The sequence below is a fragment of the Mesorhizobium sp. Root552 genome, from assembly GCF_001427285.1.
Taxonomy (GTDB): domain Bacteria; phylum Pseudomonadota; class Alphaproteobacteria; order Rhizobiales; family Rhizobiaceae; genus Mesorhizobium.
Genome location: NZ_LMFV01000014.1, coordinates 1 through 17,136, shown reverse-complemented (window position 1 = coordinate 17,136; position 17,136 = coordinate 1). Strand labels below are relative to the sequence as shown.

The 17,136-nt window shown below is 59.3% G+C and carries 15 protein-coding genes, 2 tRNA genes and 4 pseudogenes; 5 read left to right on the top strand and 16 right to left on the bottom strand.

Translation table 11 applies throughout. The features are described from left to right. Positions 1-390 precede the first annotated feature (390 nt). Both ASD50_RS24225 and ASD50_RS08645 read right to left on the bottom strand, forming a co-directional pair. A pseudogene (locus ASD50_RS24225) lies at positions 391-537 on the bottom strand (TadE/TadG family type IV pilus assembly protein); the annotation flags it as partial. Between the two features lie 905 nt (positions 538-1,442). Beyond that, on the bottom strand, positions 1,443-1,706 hold the full coding sequence (locus tag ASD50_RS08645; protein ID WP_056239052.1) for a hypothetical protein: 264 nt from the start codon (positions 1,704-1,706) through the stop codon (positions 1,443-1,445). A 146-nt stretch (positions 1,707-1,852) separates the two neighbouring features. Here ASD50_RS08645 and ASD50_RS08640 point away from each other — a divergent pair, with 146 nt between their 5' ends. After that, the gene (locus ASD50_RS08640) at positions 1,853-2,272 is read left to right on the top strand and encodes a hypothetical protein (RefSeq protein WP_056239049.1); all 420 of its coding nucleotides are present in this window, start codon (positions 1,853-1,855) and stop codon (positions 2,270-2,272) included. Continuing rightward, a complete protein-coding gene (locus ASD50_RS08635; protein ID WP_056239046.1) occupies positions 2,269-2,490 on the top strand; it encodes a hypothetical protein in 222 nt (73 codons plus the stop codon). The genes ASD50_RS08640 and ASD50_RS08635 overlap by 4 nt, the downstream gene beginning before the upstream one ends. A gap of 13 nt (positions 2,491-2,503) precedes the next feature. Here ASD50_RS08635 and ASD50_RS22995 read toward each other — a convergent pair whose 3' ends face one another. Together ASD50_RS22995 and ASD50_RS08625 are read right to left on the bottom strand one after the other, a co-directional pair. Continuing rightward, positions 2,504-2,677 (bottom strand): hypothetical protein, encoded by a 174-nt coding sequence (locus ASD50_RS22995; RefSeq protein WP_156464983.1) that lies wholly within the window; start codon positions 2,675-2,677, stop codon positions 2,504-2,506. 505 nt (positions 2,678-3,182) lie between these two features. Further along, entirely contained in the window at positions 3,183-3,536 is a 354-nt protein-coding gene (locus tag ASD50_RS08625; RefSeq protein ID WP_156464982.1) for a hypothetical protein, read from the bottom strand. Positions 3,537-3,903: 367 nt separating this feature from the next. On the opposite strand from ASD50_RS08625, the gene ASD50_RS08620 reads away from it, so the two are divergent. Together ASD50_RS08620 and ASD50_RS08615 are read left to right on the top strand one after the other, a co-directional pair. Then, positions 3,904-4,950, top strand: coding sequence for a hypothetical protein (locus tag ASD50_RS08620; RefSeq protein ID WP_056239037.1), 1,047 nt, complete (start codon positions 3,904-3,906; stop codon positions 4,948-4,950). After that, entirely contained in the window at positions 4,947-5,150 is a 204-nt protein-coding gene (locus ASD50_RS08615) for a hypothetical protein (RefSeq protein ID WP_056239034.1), read from the top strand. Before ASD50_RS08620 ends, ASD50_RS08615 begins: the two co-directional genes overlap by 4 nt. A 142-nt stretch (positions 5,151-5,292) precedes the next feature. Here the strand turns inward: ASD50_RS08615 and ASD50_RS08610 are convergent. Continuing rightward, a tRNA-Asp gene (locus ASD50_RS08610) sits at positions 5,293-5,369 on the bottom strand. 216 nt (positions 5,370-5,585) lie between these two features. Here ASD50_RS08610 and ASD50_RS08605 point away from each other — a divergent pair. Next, positions 5,586-5,661 (top strand) — tRNA-Val (locus tag ASD50_RS08605). Positions 5,662-7,050: 1,389 nt separating this feature from the next. On the opposite strand, the gene ASD50_RS24065 is transcribed toward ASD50_RS08605, so the two are convergent. The 11 genes and pseudogenes from ASD50_RS24065 to ureB form a co-directional block, all read right to left on the bottom strand. Further along, the coding region (locus ASD50_RS24065; protein ID WP_274533313.1) for a recombinase family protein at positions 7,051-7,777 on the bottom strand (727 nt) is incomplete at its 3' end. A gap of 191 nt (positions 7,778-7,968) precedes the next feature. Next, positions 7,969-8,058: pseudogene (locus ASD50_RS24060) on the bottom strand (hypothetical protein); the annotation flags it as partial. After that, positions 8,055-8,528 carry a DUF2924 domain-containing protein gene (locus ASD50_RS08580; protein ID WP_056239018.1) on the bottom strand — a complete coding sequence of 158 codons (474 nt, stop codon included), beginning with the start codon at positions 8,526-8,528 and terminating at the stop codon, positions 8,055-8,057. The gene ASD50_RS08580 and the pseudogene ASD50_RS24060, both read right to left, overlap by 4 nt. A gap of 4 nt (positions 8,529-8,532) precedes the next feature. Further along, positions 8,533-8,937: a DUF3489 domain-containing protein gene (locus ASD50_RS23795; protein ID WP_244484465.1), complete on the bottom strand. Its 405-nt coding sequence runs from the start codon at positions 8,935-8,937 to the stop codon at positions 8,533-8,535. 345 nt (positions 8,938-9,282) lie between these two features. Next, positions 9,283-9,537, bottom strand: a pseudogene (locus tag ASD50_RS24220) (Tn3 family transposase); the annotation flags it as partial. A gap of 11 nt (positions 9,538-9,548) precedes the next feature. Further along, a pseudogene (locus ASD50_RS22380) lies at positions 9,549-12,359 on the bottom strand (Tn3 family transposase); the annotation flags it as partial. A 16-nt stretch (positions 12,360-12,375) separates the two neighbouring features. Next, positions 12,376-12,981: a recombinase family protein gene (locus ASD50_RS08565; protein ID WP_003501158.1), complete on the bottom strand. Its 606-nt coding sequence runs from the start codon at positions 12,979-12,981 to the stop codon at positions 12,376-12,378. Positions 12,982-13,315: 334 nt separating this feature from the next. Further along, positions 13,316-14,134: an urease accessory protein UreD gene (locus ASD50_RS08560; protein WP_056239016.1), complete on the bottom strand. Its 819-nt coding sequence runs from the start codon at positions 14,132-14,134 to the stop codon at positions 13,316-13,318. A 29-nt stretch (positions 14,135-14,163) separates the two neighbouring features. Further along, the gene (ureG, locus tag ASD50_RS08555; RefSeq protein ID WP_056239207.1) at positions 14,164-14,796 is read right to left on the bottom strand and encodes an urease accessory protein UreG; all 633 of its coding nucleotides are present in this window, start codon (positions 14,794-14,796) and stop codon (positions 14,164-14,166) included. Further along, a complete protein-coding gene (ureC, locus tag ASD50_RS08550; RefSeq protein WP_056239014.1) occupies positions 14,793-16,499 on the bottom strand; it encodes an urease subunit alpha in 1,707 nt (568 codons plus the stop codon). Before ureC ends, ureG begins: the two co-directional genes overlap by 4 nt. 2 nt (positions 16,500-16,501) lie before the next feature. Then, positions 16,502-17,136, bottom strand: a 635-nt coding sequence (ureB, locus tag ASD50_RS08545) for an urease subunit beta (RefSeq protein ID WP_056239012.1), incomplete at its 5' end; no start/stop codon positions are given.

Sequence of the window (17,136 nt, the reverse complement as noted above, 5' to 3'; positions counted from 1 at the left end):
GGCGTCGGAATTCGAGGCAATAACGCAGCCTGCCATCGATACGTTTGTAGATCCCTGAACTTCAATGGCCTTCGAGGCATGTTCATTGAGTGCCAGAACACATGCGGGATCTCCTGCCGATATGGCTGCAACCGAAGTGCGGGTCAAAGGCCAATCGAAACCGCCAATGAAGCCAGGATACTGGACATTGGACGAAACGCTGACAAGGAATGACGCCTCTGAGCCGCTCGCTTCCGCGTCGAAACTGCCTTTCCAATCCTCGTATTCGATCGTCGTCGACTGCTTGTGGAGCAGCCTCAGGTTTGCCTGGAAATACTCGTGCCCGATTTCCTGTAATTCGTCTTTCGACATGCCGTCGAAATATTGGGTTCCAATCACCAGTGCTGCGGAATCCAAGGCATTTTGAAGGTTCGATGCCTCATTGGTCGCAACCGCATAATCGACTGCTCCACCAACACCTGCTAGCAATGGCACCATGGCGATTGCTGTTATGACGGCATAGTTTCCTTGTTCTGAACGCCAGAATTGTCTGAGCATGTCGGCCCCCGCCTGAACATCGCGCAAACTAGTCGATGCGGACCTAAATGAGAGTTTAATTGAAAGCTAAAATGCCGAATGTTCTGCTGCTTCCCTTGAACAGGTTAAGTGAACGGGCGGCGGTCGTTCGACGTTCCAAGGTCCAGACACGCCATCAAGCCTAGTGCTTCGTGAAGCTCCTGCGCGAATCCTTGCGGAAATTCTCCCCAACAGCCTTCGCCACGGCTTTCCTGGTGCGGTCCTTTATGTCGCCCCACCGGCCGAAGTGCGCATTGCAGCCTCGGTTGGCGCAGGATGCGCTTGAATCGTCGGTAAAGTTATCCGGCAGATCAATTGCAGTGCCTCCGCACAATGGGCACTCAAATTTTACCGTCACTTCACCCTTGGGCATCCGTCCAACTTCATTTGCTACAATTTTCATCGCGGCGATGGCTTGGCTCTAGCAAGGGCCGGCGAAGCTAAAGTGCAATAGCTCGGGGAACCCCAACCGCCGGCCCTCTGCGACATTGGGAGATGCCGCAGCGGACATCTAGTTTACCGTGGTGCATTTAGACAACCGGATTATTGATCCAGGTTAAACATCGACCACAGCCGGCGCACTTTGCTTGGAGGGACTTTGCGCCGGCTTAGGTGACCGCCCCGACATACCGCAGGCGGAATATATGCCTACTGACAATTGCTGACAATCAGACGGAACAAAGCAAGGTTAATCCGTCGCTCCTGTCGACGACAAAAAACCCCGCCGAAGCGGGGAAGGGTTTTGGAGAGGGGATCGAGGCCCAGCCGGGGGTGCCTCAGGAGAGGCGGCTGGGCCTCGCGCTGCCCGTTGCGGCGGACAGTAAGTAGAGCCTAGCACCGGATCGCAGGGAAGCAACAAAAAGCCACCGGGAGGCGCCGCCGTTTTGTCAGCCATTTCGCATCCGAAAAATGACGGAACCAACAGCTGCGCCAACGAGGAACGATGGCACCCAGCGATACCATTCGAAGCGCATGAGGCCCATGGCGCTGCCGACTTCGTGCGGCGTCACCTGGAAAACCAGCAGGACAAGCACCACCACCAGCATGACAACGGCGCCGGCGATAATCCCGCGGTTCGGCCCGAAAACGAGGGCGGCCACCAGTCCGATAACTGCCGGCACGGCCAGAACGACAAAGTCGAGATATTCCATTCCCAAGCCCTCCCAAGCCTATTATGTGCTCGATCTAATCGTCTTTCCCCGACGATCACAAGCCGCCTCGTGCCGGTTGCCGATAGCATCGGAGCAAGAGTGCTCCGCTACTTGTCATCGCAATAATGGCGAGGCATATATTCCCAATGCTCGCCCCGCATCCTCTCAACCTGCACCGTGTTGCCCGTCAGTGCGGCGTCACCCTTGTCGATGCTGAGGATAACCGCTCATCGGGCCGCAAGCCGGGTCTCTGTGCATGCAAGCCGACGGCGAGGGCAATCGGCCAAGCGCATGGCGAGGCGCATCTGGCGCTTGTCTTCCGGCTCTGCACCGAAACCGGCAACGGTCTCGAGCTTCATGCCGCTACTTTGCAGGCGTTGTCGTTCCTGATCCTGGTCGAGGTGATACCAATCGGATCGGCGCTGTTCGAAGCCTTCGACCGGATCGATCTTGGCCATGTCCGACGACTGGCAAGGGCAATGCCGGGATCTACGAAGCACAACATGGTTGCCTTGCTGTACCCCATGCTTACCGGTACCGCGATGTTCGAAAAGGCTGCTGCATGATTCGAGAAATCGAGGTTGAGGATGTAGGTATCCTCCGGCCGTGCAATGAGTGGCAGATCGCCCGGATCAGGAAAATCCACGACAAAGACAATGCTCAAATTGCGTGGATGGCCTTCGGGCTCGGCATGACGGTAAAGCAGTTCAAGATGCTATCGGCCGAACGTCAGTGCGCTGCTTGGGAGGCATTCAAGCGCCTTACGAGCCCGGCGAACATTTAGTCATCAGCGTGGCTTAATCGAAAGGCCACCACCACCCTTCGGCGTTAACTTTGGCCTTTGTGCGCTGATATGCTTCGCTGAACGCACGATGACAGTGGCGCTTTAGAAGGACGCGATGCTTTCCATAGAAAAAGGCCACATCATCAGCATAAGGGTTGCTTAGTTCCACACCGTCGATCTCCATCAAGCAACCAGCTCCAATGGCTGTGTCCAACGATAGCGTATTATTATTCTTGTCTAAGTGGCGAAGGGGCGAACCAACATGGCATATCGCATTGCGCATGTTGGTTATGAGATTCGTTACGTCGCCCTCCGGTATGTCATCGGTGAATGACACTCGCATGCTGCTTGCGTGGAGTATCTGCAAGGCGTCTTTCATGCTGACCATAAGTAACGCGAAGGCCGCTTCTCTCATCCAGCCTGGTTGCACATTGACGAAGTCTGTTTTCAGGATTTCGCGAGAGGTCGAAAGTGCCTGCCCGCATGATCCATTTTAGACTATGCCTTCAGCTTTCCCAGCTTATCGAATATCTCAACCTGGCGCTCGGCTGCCTTTCGGATAGCGATTAGATGATCAACGATGCGCCGAAGCAGTACAGCATCGCGTCGGCCCGCCATGGCGTCAATCCAACCTTTCGCTTAGAGCGAACGGATGCAGGCCATACGCGTTGTCAAAGTCCGGTCTTCCAATTTCAGTTGATTGTCCGCTCAATGGTGACTTTGCGCCCGCGCGAGAGCATGACGAGCAGGCCAAGGATTATGTCCCCGAACACCCATATCCATAGCAGAACGCCAGTTGCGATTGTGCCGCCGACCGCCGTTCCTGCTTGCGAGGCGGCATCGGAAGTTGCCTGGAATTGATCTGAAGCGGATTTGATCGTGAAGACCAACCACAACGCCATGAGCGCGTTGAAGGCCAGAAACATCAGCCAAAACACCATTCCAAAAAAGCCGCGTTTGCGAACCTCGACGCGTTCGATCCTGCTCACCGAAAAGTCCCCCAAGTTGCCCAAGGCAATCATTCTCCCAAAGCGGAAGACGCGCAAGAGGGATCCCCGAAGGGGAATGCTTGAACTTTTAGCGAAATCAAGGCAGGATCGCGGGTGGAGCTTCACAACTCTCGCAGCGGTCCCTTGCAGGGGATTGCGCTGCAATCGCGATAGGAAAGACATGGGCTTGCCGGCCCGAGTTTTTCCGAATTCATGACGCGCCCCTTTGCCGTGGGCGTGACCGGCTCACTATGCCGGGAAGGCCACGGTTATACAATACCCCTCCGGGGGAAAGGCTGTGGCGCATGTTTCGCGACATGTTGTGAACTTCCCGGAGCCAGTGCCGACCGCTGGTTTTTGGGCCTAACCGCGTCACAACGGGACCGCCCCGGCCTTCACAAGCCGGTTTCGCGAAAGTCTAAAAATGACCAGCTATACCCCTGAACATTATTACGGTGCCGTCCATGACGCCAATGGCCGCTGGACCGGGCAATATGGCCTTGTTCCTTGGCCCGATCATCTGAAACCGCGCGAGCCGGAGCCATCCGGTGTTGAACTGACAAAGAAGGGCGAGGCCTATGCGGAAGCCGCTCTTGCCGAAGCCAAGGGCGTTTTCTTCGTCACGCTGTCGCAGGACGACCGCGCCGGCATCGCCACGACCATAGAGCGCCTTATCGATATGCTCGATGCGTTCGACGGCGACGAGAACCTTGAAGCGACTGGCGACGATGAGCCCCTGCACGGGTGGCCGAATGCGGGCCAACCAATCAATGAAGCGATGTGCGCCGATGATGATCGCGAGGTGGACAAAGCGGATTGGGAGCCGTCGCTCGGTTCGGTGCAATGGTATCCACATTCACAAGAAAACTTGGCCTGCGGAGTGCGCATGTCACCATCCAACAATCTTCGCCGCACTTTCGATGGCTCGCAAGAGAAATGGGCATCCGGCAGCGGCGACGACCGCGAGGAAGAATGCGAGGACGAGGGCGCACAGGATGACCGCAAGCATTCTCTCGGCTGGCAAGATGAAGGCAGCCAAGCCAACCTAAGCGGCAGCTATGGCGACGGTGACCTGGAGGCCGACCTCGCAACGACCGAAGAAATCGACCAATTACGGCGGCTGGAAATCGGTGCCGGCGTAATGGCAGGATTGGATGAACCTGACCTCGGTTGGACCGAAAGCGCGGGCAAGGGCATTGTTGGTTCGCAGAACTGCCTCGATGATCGTGAGCATGACGATGAGCGGGAGCCGAACGGCGATGAACACGACTATTCATCGTCGGAGGATGACGCGCCTCTGGTGTTCCTTACTTCATCAGCGCCACGGCTAGGAGAACAAGCTACGCGCTTGCCGGACGATACGATCATACGCCAATTCCAGCCTGTCGAAATTGAGACCCTGATACCGCAGGTAGATCCTGAAAAGTGGCGGGAACTGCACCACCGCGCAGCGACCGAGCGTCCGCAATGACCTACTTCGATTTGTCGATAGCGGCGGGCATCCTTGCGGCCTTCGTCATCGGCTTCCTGCTCGGTGACAGGCGGGGCGTTAAGCAGGCCAATGCCATCCTGGACGAGAATATGAAGGTTCTGCTCGAAGCCATGCGAGACGACAAAGCCGGATTTCCGTCCGATTCCGAGGGCGAGGATGACAGACCGACCGTCCATTAGCGGCAGGATGACGGTTGAAGAAAACAGCCCGGCTGCGGAAACGTGGCCGGGTTTTCTGCTTACATGGTGCTTACACAGCAAATCACCCGCCAAGAATGTCGCGGGTGAAAATGGAAATTAGATAGTATTTTCAAAGACTTAGTGGCGCGAGTGACGGGGCTCGAACCCGCGACCTCCGGCGTGACAGGCCGGCACTCTAACCGACTGAGCTACACCCGCGCACAGACGAACACCGGTCTGTGTGTGCGTCGATGGCGGGTGGATAAGGGCTTCACCGCTAGGTGTCAAGCGGGGCAATCACGCTTGTGGGAAAACAATGAAGTGTTTTCGGCAAAAGCATTGCGCGGCAGCCATTGTGTGGCACTTGCTTTGCGCCGAGCGCTTGGTTAGGCCTTGCGAAGCTGCACGGAACTGCTTAAAGGTCCGCGCCACGAAGGGCGATTAGCTCAGTTGGTAGAGCGCCTCGTTTACACCGAGGATGTCGGGAGTTCGAGTCTCTCATCGCCCACCATTATCCTATAATATCAACGGCTTAGCAGAATTTTTCATTATATGCATCGCACCATAGTCGTTATGATGCAATTGGATGCTGAGAGAATCGTTTCTATCGAAAGGTTGCCCAAATTTGCTCGAAATGTCTCTGGTCTCGGCTTTTGGGGAAGTGAGGGGAAATAGTGTCGACATTTCCGAGGCTTAGTTTTGCGATGTCGTTGCTAGTTCGAGTCCGTCGCGAACCACCATTCAGCCTTGGCTGTTTGCGCCGGTTCGGCATTTCTCCAAATAGTACCGACATTTCCGCCTCTTAGGGAGGGCGAGACGAGGGAAAGCTCAGCCTGGAGACGGATATTCGCCGTTTTAGGCCGGTTTTTAACCTTTCGTCTCAGCAGGGTATTCCCGGCGGCAACTATGTTGACCTGGCGATGGGGGACCATCTCGCTGATGTAGATGAGATCGTTGCCCGATTGTACAACCAAAGAGTTTCGCATCACGACGCGTCGAGTGTGATCGACACCCGTGGGAATCCGTGGCTTCGCCGCTCTTCGATCGGTGTCAAACAGTTGAAGCGTGATTGTGTCAGGTAAAAAGCATCTGGCGCTGCGCAGGCCAGGATAGGGGTAACTCGACGTCCCGAAGCAGCCTGTGCGCATTCAGGGAAGCAGGATGACGGCCGGTCAGGATAGCTTCTGTGATTGTGGGATCCAGAAACGCCAGCGGTAGGGCCTGGCTGACCTGTGGTGGATGCACTCTGTATATAGCCGCTACATCGTTGCGCGATTTGCCGTTAGTCATTGCCTTCATGTAGCAATGTGCTTTGGCGATGAGATGGATCAGGGCGGCATCCACTTTCTGGTTGGGGCTGGAACCATCTGAGAGCACGAGTTTGGTTTCGATGCCGCGGCGTGCCATCGCAAAGGGAGTGGTGACGATATGTGATCCGCAAGCCGCGATCGATTGGGTTTGATGATCTGATTGCGTGAGATGCTGGATAATCACCCCGATGTTGAAGCGGATGGTGATGGTATTCGGAGCAAGGTCGATGCGCTTGACAAGGCGCTGAAGAATCTCACGCCGATCAGCGGCGGCCCGCGTTATGTAGCCCGTTGCAAATTGTTCGGCATTGCGCACGCCGGAGGCGACAAGCTCGCCGAGACCGTGATCTTTCATCCAGGACGCCAAGGTTGCGTGGTCGGCGAGGAGGCGCATCAACTCACGCTCTACGAGACCTTCCAGTTCGGCGGCTGGGAGACGCCAGCCGTCACCGCTCCTCCGCTTGGCCTGCATCAGTCGGTGCGAGATGTAGTAGCGGTAGCGCTTACCAAGCTTACGGGCATGTGTCGGGCTCAGACGATCGCCAGTCTCATCGAACACGATGCCTGTCAGAAGATGTACATCTTGCCGNGGTAGCGCTTACCAAGCTTACGGGCATGTGTCGGGCTCAGACGATCGCCAGTCTCATCGAACACGATGCCTGTCAGAAGATGTACATCTTGCCGGTTTTGCGCTGACGATCGGTTCGCTGCCTGGGCCACGAGCAATTTCTGTACGTCGGCGAAGAGCTGGGGGCCGACAATACCAGCGTGCTCTCCGTCGTAGAGCTGTTCATCGTGCCTGATCTTGCCGATATAGGTCGGGTTGGAAAGCAGATGGTAGAGCGCACCGCGCGTGAATGAGGCTTGACCGTTTTTGCTTCGCAGGCCAGAGCGGTTTGCGTCGTCGACAAGGTCCCGAACCGACTTCAGTTCGAGATATGTGTTGAACAAATATCGGACCGTGATGGCTTCGCTATCGTCGATCACAAGCTTTCGATCCTGGACGCGATAGCCCAGCGGCACCACGCCGCCCATCCACATGCCCTTCTTCTTGGATGCCGCGATCTTGTCGCGGATACGCTCGGCCGTAACCTCTCGCTCGAACTGGGCGAAGGACAGCAGGATGTTCAGCGTCAGCCTGCCCATGGAGGTGGTCGTGTTGAACTGCTGGGTGATCGAGACGAACGACACGGCAGCAGCCTCAAAGACTTCGACCATTTTGGAGAAGTCGGCAAGCGATCGGGTGAGCCGATCGATCTTGTAGACCACGACCACGTCGATCTTCTTCTGGCGAATGTCGGCAAGAAGCCGCTGCAGGGCAGCCGATCGATCTTGTAGACCACGACCACGTCGATCTTCTTCTGGCGAATGTCGGCAAGAAGCCGCTGCAGGGCAGGGCGCTCCATCGTGCCGCCTGAGATGCCACCATCATCGTAGTGCTCGCTGACCAGTTTCCAGCCGAGCCCGACCTGTGAGGCGATATAGGCGACGCAGGCCTCACGTTGAGCGTCGAGTGAATTGAACTCCTGGTCGAGCCCTTCTTCGGTTGATTTGCGGGTATAAACCGCGCAGCGCAATTTTGGATGCTGCGTGCTCATAGCCCAAAGAACCTTGGGCCTGACCAATGGGCATTGGTGATCCGGCGGGCAATCGCCGACAAGGATCTGTAGACTTGATCCTCAAAGGCAAAGCCGTCTTCCAGCACCTCGACCAGATGCTGCTTGCCATTCCACTCCCGCAACAAGCGCGTCCCAGGCTGGAGAGCTGCAGACGACGACTTGAAAGAAGCGTTCCTCCCTTGCTCTTCAATCGGTAGACCTGTCGCCTTGGCGCGCGACATGGCCTCGACTTCCATCATTGCAGACTTGAGCGCGCGACGCGCACTGGCGCGCAATCTCCCAAACCGCCTCACCTGTAGCCAATAAGTCGCGGAGCGTTCGAGCAACAAGCGCCGGGTGCCCTTGGGAGGTGGCGTGCCGTATTGCTTGGCCCAGAGTTCGCACAGTTCAGGGTAGGGGAGATCGCGAAGGGCCGCGATCTCCTGCTCGGTGTTGGCATCGGTGCGCATAGGCTTAACCCTCAGCCTCACCGCTAGTGCCGATGCGATAGCGTCGGACACCGTCCTTGCCAATTTCGCTGGTGACGACCAAGCACAGCTTCTTCTTCACTGTCCCCGACAGGAAGCCCCGTACCGAATGCGCCTGCCAGCCCGTTGCCTCCATCATCGCTTCGATGGTTGCCCCTTTGGCGCTCTTCAGCTTCTTAAGGATAAGGTCTGCTTTGGTCGGCCGGTCTGCCCCATGCTTTGATGCTGGGGGCGTGGTGACAGACATCGGTGGGATCGCAGCCGAGGAAGCCTTAGAGGAGTGGCGACGATGCTTGGAGGTCGCAGCAGCATCGCGCGTCGATGTGCTAATCTCAGACGAACTTTCGCTGAGCGACTGGATATGGACGGGTTCGGGATTGCTGTTTGCCATGTTCATTCTCCGTCAGCTCAGGCCCAGACAATTCTGACGCCTGTACTGGCCGAAGCCCGCTCATAAGGCGGGCAAAAAAGGTCCATGGTAACGTTCCAGCCAACAGTGTCATCGGCAGTTCACAAACTGGACGACAGCAATGCTCCGTTTGCCTGCGAAGTCGAGTGTTAAAGTTGAAGCGCTGCAGTGTTGGGGCTCCGTGGGCATTTCTACATTAATACACGCTAAGGGAATTTGAAGTTGTTTGGATTGAAGCGGTTAGCCCGGATTGGCCTGAAGCGTTCGAGGGGTCGGTCAATTTCGNATGAAAAGGGGGCTCCGTGGGCATTTCTACATTAATACACGCTAAGGGAATTTGAAGTTGTTTGGATTGAAGCGGTTAGCCCGGATTGGCCTGAAGCGTTCGAGGGGTCGGTCAATTTCGTTCCAGAGGTAGTCGCCGGTGAGCGCGATATGCGCCCATGGTAGTGGTGCGACCTGGGAGAGCAGCTCGTCCGGAATGATAATACCCTGACTGCTGATATAATCGACAGCACGGCTGAGATAGACAGTGTTCCACAGGATGATGGCGTTGACGACGAGGTTAAGACCGGACGCGCGTCCGGAATGATAATACCCTGACTGCTGATATAATCGACAGCACGGCTGAGATAGACAGTGTTCCACAGGATGATGGCGTTGACGACGAGGTTAAGACCGGACGCGCGGTAAGCCATGGTTTCGGCGACGCGGTTGCGCAATTCGCCGAGCTGGTGGAGGAAGATGGCGCGTGCGAGAGCATGACGGCTTTCACCCTTGTTGAGGATCGCATGCGATCTGCGGCGCAGTTTCGTATCGAGCAGCCAGTCGCAGATGAAGATCGAGCGTTCTATCCGGCCCATTTCGCGCAGGGCCTGGTTCAGCCGGTTTTGTCGCGGCGACGCTGCCAGCTTCTTGAGGATGACGGAAGGCGGCACCAAACCTGCAGCGATCGAAGCCTTCAGCCGCAAGACCTCATCCCAGTGGTGCTCGACGACATCCATGTTGACGGTTCCAGCGATCAGCGCGTCGAGCGGTTCGTAAGCCGGATCGCGATCAATGACAAAGAGCCTGCGATTGCCGAGATTGCGGATACGGGGAATGAGCCTGTAGCCAAAGGCGTGGAACATGGAGAACGTCGTTTCGGTGGCGCCAGCGGTATCGGTTGCGTGCTCATAGATTTCGACGGAGCTTTCGTTGTGAAGGAGGCCGTCGAGAACGTAGGGGGCTTCGCCCTCGGATGCCTGGATCATGCGGGAGAAGAAGGAAGCAAAACGGTTGGACAGGAAGCCATAGATCGACGCCCCCGGTCGCTTGCCGTATTTTGCATTGTAGTCGAGGCTGGCTTCGCCACGCCCGCCAGCCGGAAAGAACTGTCCGTCCGAGGAGGAGATATGGCCGTCACCCCAGATCGCGGCAAAGGGATGGGCCTGCTGCGCATCGACCAGCACGGCGGTCGCCGTGGCGTAGGTTTCCGATCGCATATGCCTGTCCACCATCAGCATCATCTGGTGGATCGTGACGCCGCGTGAGCTTTCCGCCATACGTTCGGCTCCGGCATTGGTGGCGTCGGCAAGGATCGCTGCCATCAGCGCTGCCTCGTCGTTTGCCGTCTCACCGGTACGATAATGCGTGAAGCTGTCGAGGAATTTGGTCCAGCTTTGCACCTCGGCAAGCAGGCTGGTGATCCTGATCCGTGGCACCAGAACATATAGTCGGCGGCTGAGCGCGACGATGCTGTCGCGCTCCTCCTCGCGGATCGGCGAGATCGACAGGCCCTTGTCGGAAATCGCTGCATCCGGAATAGCATTGGCAGCCGCCGCCTTTGCCAGCTCTTTCAGCTTCGCATCGAGCGTGGCGGTCCGTTCTGCTCGCCATTCGGCAAAGCTGTCGGGGAGTGCGAGCCCGAGCCGCCCCTCGGCGCGCATCAGCTCGAAGATCGGCCGAGGCAGAAGATAATCCTCGAAACTGCGCCATGCCCGGCTGCCTTCGACCCAGATGTCACCGGCCCTCAGACGCTCTCGCAGGTGAACGAGGACCGCCACTTCCCAGGCGCGCAGGTCGATATCGGCACTGTTCGGGCGCACGCAGCGTCGCCATTTGCGGGTCAGAAAGGCGAGCGGCACCTGCGCCGGCAATTTCCGGCCGCCATAGAGCGCGCGCAGATGGTCCACTGCTACAAGGATCGGATCATCAGCACGAAACGACCGGAACGAGAACGTGCGGAACATCAGTCTGCCCAGCTTGCGCAACGATTTGTGCCGCTTGATGAGCTCGTCGAATTCGTTACTGCGATCAGGGTGGACGACAGATCTGGCTGCCGCCATGCTGGCGACCAATCCGTCCCAGCCGAGGGAGGCTGCGATCGCCGATGCAAGATCGGTTTTGCTCGCACGAGCGGCCAGAAGCGCCTCGCCGAGCTTGAGATGCTCAAGCGCCACCCCATCAAGAACCTCGGCCTCTTTTAGCCGGCGTTCCGTGCGGCTGATCTCGGCCTTGCGGCGGTTGCTCCCAATCATTTTGCAGAACATGTCGATCGTCAGGTCGGTGATCGACGCCTGTCTCTCGATGACGAAGGCGGCCAGCGTGGCGTAGCGACGTTCGGATGTCAGGCGTCGTATCTCCCGGGCATGCAGAATGCGTGCATCCCTGGCGATGATGCCGTAGCGATTGGCATGGATCGTCTTGCGACGGTCGTCGGGAATGGCGGCTGAGCGCAATACCTCGAGGCGGGCGATCAAGCCTTTGAGGTTCTTCAGCTTCGCCCCTTCAGGTGCTTCCGCAATCCAGCCAAGGTGGCTCCGATCGCCGGCCCGCTCAGCGAGGAGCTGATCAAGCGCCTCGATCGAAGGCTGCTCCAGATCCCGGATCAATTCGCGATAGGCTTGTCGACGCGCCGCCGCCCGGCCGGCCAGTGCCAGACGGATCAGCAGCTCCGGCATAGGAACGAGCAACTTTCGTTCCTTCAAGGCTTCGATCACGGCCTTGGCGATCGGCGCACCTTGTTCAGTGGCCGCCGCCTCGCGTGCCGCCGCCGTTATCAACTCGCGATAGTCACTCGTCCGGACAGGCTGAAGCTCCAGTGCAGAGACGATCTCGCGCGCGTGTTCCCGGCGCGTTTCGTCGCGCTGGGCGTAGAACTCGAACACTGCAGGGTCGATGCCCAGCTGGTCGGCGACAACAGAGACAACCGCCTGAGGTGGAACTTCGCCTATTCGCAGCAGACGGCCCAGATCACGCACCAGTGCGAGTTGGATCGCAAAGCCAAGCCGATTATGCGACCGGCGATGTTCCTTGACGAAGACAATATCCTCGGAAGTCAGTGCATAGCGCGCTTGCGCATCTTCATAAGCTTCGGGTGGTTCGAATAAAACGGCACGCGATTGCTCATCGAGAAACGCCATCAGCCACGGTCACTCGTCAAACTACGGTTTCGGGCGTGCCGGTCTTGCCGGGGCCTGTCCATCCAGTCCGCTTCAACGTGTCGATCAAGGTCGAGCGCGCCACCTTGAACGTCCGGCACACGGACGCCTTGCTGGCGCCAGCTTCCAAAGCAGCTAGAACCTGCTCGACCTTTTCCGCATCGATCGTTGGAGGTCTCCCGCCCTTACGGCCACGTCGGCGAGCCGCCGCCAGGCCGGCATTGACCCGCTCGGTGATCAGCACTCTCTCGTATTCTGCAAGCGAGCCGAACAGGTTGAACAGAAACGCGCCGTGCGAATTCGTGGTGTCGATCGCCTCCGTGAGAGATCGGAAGGCGACACCACGTTCCTTCAAATCCTCGACGATGCGGATCAAGTGGGAGAGTGACCGGCCTAACCGATCTATCTTCCAGACGACCAGGACATCGCCTTCGCGCAATTCGCCGAGGCATGCCTTCAGACCCGGCCGGTCATCACGCGCTCCGGAAGCGCGATCCTGATGGAGATGGCGCTCATCGACCCCGGCCGCGAGCAGGGCATCGCGCTGCAAGGCAACCGACTGGCGCTCGTCACTACTCGATACCCGCATGTAACCGATCAACATGTGCGACAAACCTCAAATCAGGTGTTGCCGCACAGCCTAACATTCCGACAGGGTTTGTCGCGCAAAAAATGGCCCTATTGCGTGGCCAGTTTGCCCCGCGATCACGGTGAGCGGAAATCATGTGTTTCCCGTCACCTGCAAAATGCCCTTAGCGTGTATTAATGTAGAAATGACCACAGAGCCCCTAGTAGACGAGGTTAAATTCGCGTCAATAGGTTCCGTATCGACCGTTTCATTCTGATGTTGATAGTGCCCGACCGCCTCATGCTTCCAAGACGAAGCGCCGGCAGAGGCTGGACAAACGCGATATGTTTTAGGAGAAGCGACCGGCTGCTCAGTCCCGGGTGGCGAGCCGGTGTCTTTCGACGGGTGCGGCGGCGAAGAGCATCAACCGAAGACAGGTCCGCACGAGGCTCGTGCCGCGCCGCAGACCGGAAATATTGGAGGCGGCAATGCGGATGCCTATCCCGGCATCGGCCGGCAAGGGACTTGCCGCCCCATAGAGCAAGCCGTCCTGTGCCAGTGCTGCCGTCAGCTGCGCGGCCACGGCCTCGAGCGCATGTGCAGGCTGGCGGCGGATGAACAGCAGGCTGCCGAAGGCCGCAAACTGCCCGGCGCAGCGCGGCAAGGGACCCTCTACACGCTGCCGATCGATCAGCACCGGCTCGCCGCCTTCGAAGCGCAGGCTGTTGGTGCTTTCCAGCTGCCGGAAGGCCGACACGCCACCGGCGGGATCATGAACGCCGAACCCGTCAGCGACGAGAGCAACGGCCGTCTCGGCACAATCGATGTCGATACGCTGCTCAAGGGCAGCGCCCGGAAACAGGATCCGGGGCTCGGGCAGATATTCGAAGTAGCTGTCCGGGCCAAGGCGCATCTCCACATGATCCCGGGTCAGATCGCCCGGATGGGCGCGATGCACCGCAGCCGCTCCCTGCGAGGCAAGATGGACCGCGGCGCCCGGACCGAGCGTAAAGCGCTGGCGTAAATGATCATCACCATGCATGGCGCCGCTGCTGGTCTGCTGGATCACCGTCAACAGATGTGCCGGCCGGGCATCGAGATGAAAGGTCCGCGTGATCACGAAGGGCCAGGCAAACAGCCGCCGCGCCAAGACGGTGTGCTCGCCTCGCCGCTCAAAGCCGAGATCCATCTGCCGGGCGCCAGTCTGGAACGGAGCGCTCACCGTCTGAACAGCACGTCACGTTCGAGCAGGTCCACCACGGCCTCCACACCCTCGCCCCGGCGGCAATCGGTGAGCAGAACAGGGCGGCCGTCCCGGACCTCGCACGCCTCACGCTGCATCCGCACAAGATCAGCGCCGACGTAAGGGGCGATGTCGGTCTTGTTGATGACAAGGAGATCGGAGCGGATGACTCCCGGGCCGCGCTTGCGCGGAATGTCGTCGCCGCCGCCGACGTCGATGACGAACATCCAGAGATCGGTGAGATCGCGCGAGAAGGTGGAGGCGAGATTGTCGCCGCCGCTTTCAATCAGGATCAGCTCGACGCCGGGGAAGCGGCGTTCCAGTTCATCGGCAGCTTCGATATTGAGGCTTGGATCCTCGCGGATCACGGTATGCGGGCAGGCACCGGCCTCGACCGCGGAAACGCGGGCGGGGTCGATGAGACCGGAGCGGCGAATGCGCTCGGCATCCTCGGCCGTGACCAGATCGTTGGTGATCACGGCGATGTCGATGCCGCGGCCGAGCAGCGCCGGGATAAGGCGCTCGACCAAGGCTGTCTTGCCGGAACCGACCGGCCCACCAATGCCGACCCTGGCGGCACTGGTCTTGAGGATGGGTGGAGTGTTCATCGCAGCATGTACCTCCGGGCCAGCGGCACGCGCGTTGCCGGCGGGCACATCAGCAGCACGCCATCGGCGCGGACCTCGAATGTCTGCGGATCCACTTCGACATGCGGCATCGCCGCATTGCGCACCATGTCGGTCTTGCGCAGTCCCCGCACGTTCCTGATCTGCAGCGCTGCCTTGCCGAGGCCGAGCCGGCTCGTCACGTCGGCGTCGATCGCCAGACGCGACATGAAGTTGAAGCCAAGCCGCTTGGGCGCATCGCCGAGCGCACCCCACATCCGCTTCTGGATCATCGGCTCGGCCAGACCCAGGCTGCCATTGCCGTCGCCCATCGCCGCCCAGACGATGAAACCGGCCTTGATCACCATGTAAGGCTTGACCCCGAAGGAGGCGCGCGGCCAGAGGACGAGATCCGCAAGCTTGCCGACCTCGATCGAACCTACATGATGATCGATGCCGACGGCGATGGCGGGGTTGATCGTCAGCTTTGCAATATACCGCTTGATACGCTCATTGTCGGCGCGCGCCGTCGTCTCCTCAGGAAGACGCCCGACACGTTCCTTCATGACGCTCGCCAACTGCCAGCAATTGGTGACGTTCTCAGCCAGCCGGCCCATGCCTTGCGTGTCGGTCCCAAAGATCGAGATGGCCCCCATGTCATGTAGAAAGTCCTCTGCAGCCATGGACTGCGCCCGCACCCGCGACTCGCCGAAGGCGACGTCCTCGGGCGTGTTGTAGTTCAGCTGGTGGGCGATCATCGCCATCGGCACGCCCTCTTCGAGCGCATAGGCCGTATAGGGATTGGTGGGATTGGTGGAAGAGGGAATGACATTGTCGTAGGACACGACCTTCAACAGATCCGGCGCGTGCCCGCCGCCTGCTCCCTCGACATGGTACATGTGGATGGTCCGCCCCTCGGTGGCTGCCATCGTGTCCTCGCAGAAGCCGAACTCGTTGATGGAATCGGTATGGAGGTGCACGGCGAAGTCGTTGCGGTCGGCCGCGACCAGGCTCTGGTCGATGACGGAGGGTGCTGCCCCGAAGTCCTCGTGGATCTTGACCGACATGCCGCCGGCCGCAACCGACTCCTCCACCGCTTCCGCATTCGACGCGCCCCGGCCGAACAGCGCATAGTTGAGCGGCGAGAACTCGCAGGCTTGCAGGAAGCGGCCGAAGGTGGTCGTGCTGCCGCTTCCGACGTCGAAGAGCGGCCCCGGCCCGTTGCCGATCATCGTCGTGGTGCCGCCAGCCAGCGCATGATCCGACTGTTCCGGCGAGCCGAGATGCGCGTGGGATTCGATGGCCCCGGCAGTGACGATGAACCCGGCGCCGGAGACCGGAGATGTCGTCTGGCCGACCACCATGTCGGGATGGACGCCTGGCATGACATCGGGATTGCCGGCCTTGCCGATGCCGACGATCCGGCCATCGCGGATCCCGATGTCGGCTTTCACGATCCCGGCCACGGCATCGATGATCGTCGCATTCTTGATGACGATGTCGAGGATCTTGTCGGAGGAGGTGCGATGGCCATTGATGCCCTCGCCATCGCGAAGGTTCTTCCCCGCCCCGATCAGCAGTTCATGCCCATAGGCGGTGAAGTCGTGCTCGATCTCGGCGAACAGGGCCGTATCGCCCAGTCGCACCAGATCGCCTGTCGTCGGTCCGTAGAGGTCTGCATAGGCGCGGCGGCCAAGGGTACTCATCGTCAGGCTCCTTTGTAGCCGCGGTCGCGGGCGCGTTCGAGCGACCGCTCCTTGGCACCGGGCGCATCGAGGCTGCCCATCACCAGCCCGGCCGCCCCCAGGATCCGCCGCTCGCCCTCGATCGGGACGAGAGGCACCGTCTTGACGACGCCCGGTTCGAAACGGATGCCGGTGCCGGCCGGGCGGTCGATCTTCATGCCCCAGCTGGCCGCGCGGTCGAAGTTCAGCGCGCGGTTGGTCTCGAAGAAATGCGTATGGCTGCGCACTTGGATATCGCGGTCCCCGGTGTTCACTACCTCAATCTCCGTGACCGGCTGGCCGGGGAACATCTCAATGTCATCGGGTGCCGAGATGATTTCACCGGGAGAGACCGTGTCGGTCAGCGGCTTCTCGCCGGGGCCGATCGGCTCGAACAGCGCCATGACCTTGGTGCCTTCGGCAAACAGGCACTCGATGTAGATCATCGGCACCATGTCCGCGACGCCCGGCTCCACATCATCGGTTGTCAGCAAGCGACCGCCCAGATCGCGGAWCTCGGCTAAGGGTCGTCCCGCGGCACTGTTGGCACAGGCCTTGCACTGATGACGGGCGGCACCGGATTGGCCGCAGCGGATAACCGACCCGCCGCAGGCGGCGG

Bases quoted from the DNA above. Each gene is read 5' to 3' on its own strand.
- ASD50_RS23795 (WP_244484465.1), bottom strand. From the start codon at position 8,937: ATGGCAAACAGCAATCCCGAACCCGTCCATATCCAGTCGCTCAGCGAA.
- ASD50_RS08615 (WP_056239034.1), top strand. From the start codon at position 4,947: ATGACCTACTTCGATTTGTCGATAGCGGCGGGCATCCTTGCGGCCTTC.
- ASD50_RS08645 (WP_056239052.1), bottom strand. From the start codon at position 1,706: ATGGAATATCTCGACTTTGTCGTTCTGGCCGTGCCGGCAGTTATCGGA.
- ASD50_RS08560 (WP_056239016.1), bottom strand. From the start codon at position 14,134: ATGGATCTCGGCTTTGAGCGGCGAGGCGAGCACACCGTCTTGGCGCGG.
- ureC (WP_056239014.1), bottom strand. From the start codon at position 16,499: ATGAGTACCCTTGGCCGCCGCGCCTATGCAGACCTCTACGGACCGACG.
- ASD50_RS08580 (WP_056239018.1), bottom strand. From the start codon at position 8,528: ATGCGCACCGATGCCAACACCGAGCAGGAGATCGCGGCCCTTCGCGAT.
- ASD50_RS08635 (WP_056239046.1), top strand. From the start codon at position 2,269: ATGATTCGAGAAATCGAGGTTGAGGATGTAGGTATCCTCCGGCCGTGC.
- ASD50_RS08620 (WP_056239037.1), top strand. From the start codon at position 3,904: ATGACCAGCTATACCCCTGAACATTATTACGGTGCCGTCCATGACGCC.
- ureG (WP_056239207.1), bottom strand. From the start codon at position 14,796: ATGAACACTCCACCCATCCTCAAGACCAGTGCCGCCAGGGTCGGCATT.
- ASD50_RS08640 (WP_056239049.1), top strand. From the start codon at position 1,853: ATGCTCGCCCCGCATCCTCTCAACCTGCACCGTGTTGCCCGTCAGTGC.
- ASD50_RS08565 (WP_003501158.1), bottom strand. From the start codon at position 12,981: ATGTTGATCGGTTACATGCGGGTATCGAGTAGTGACGAGCGCCAGTCG.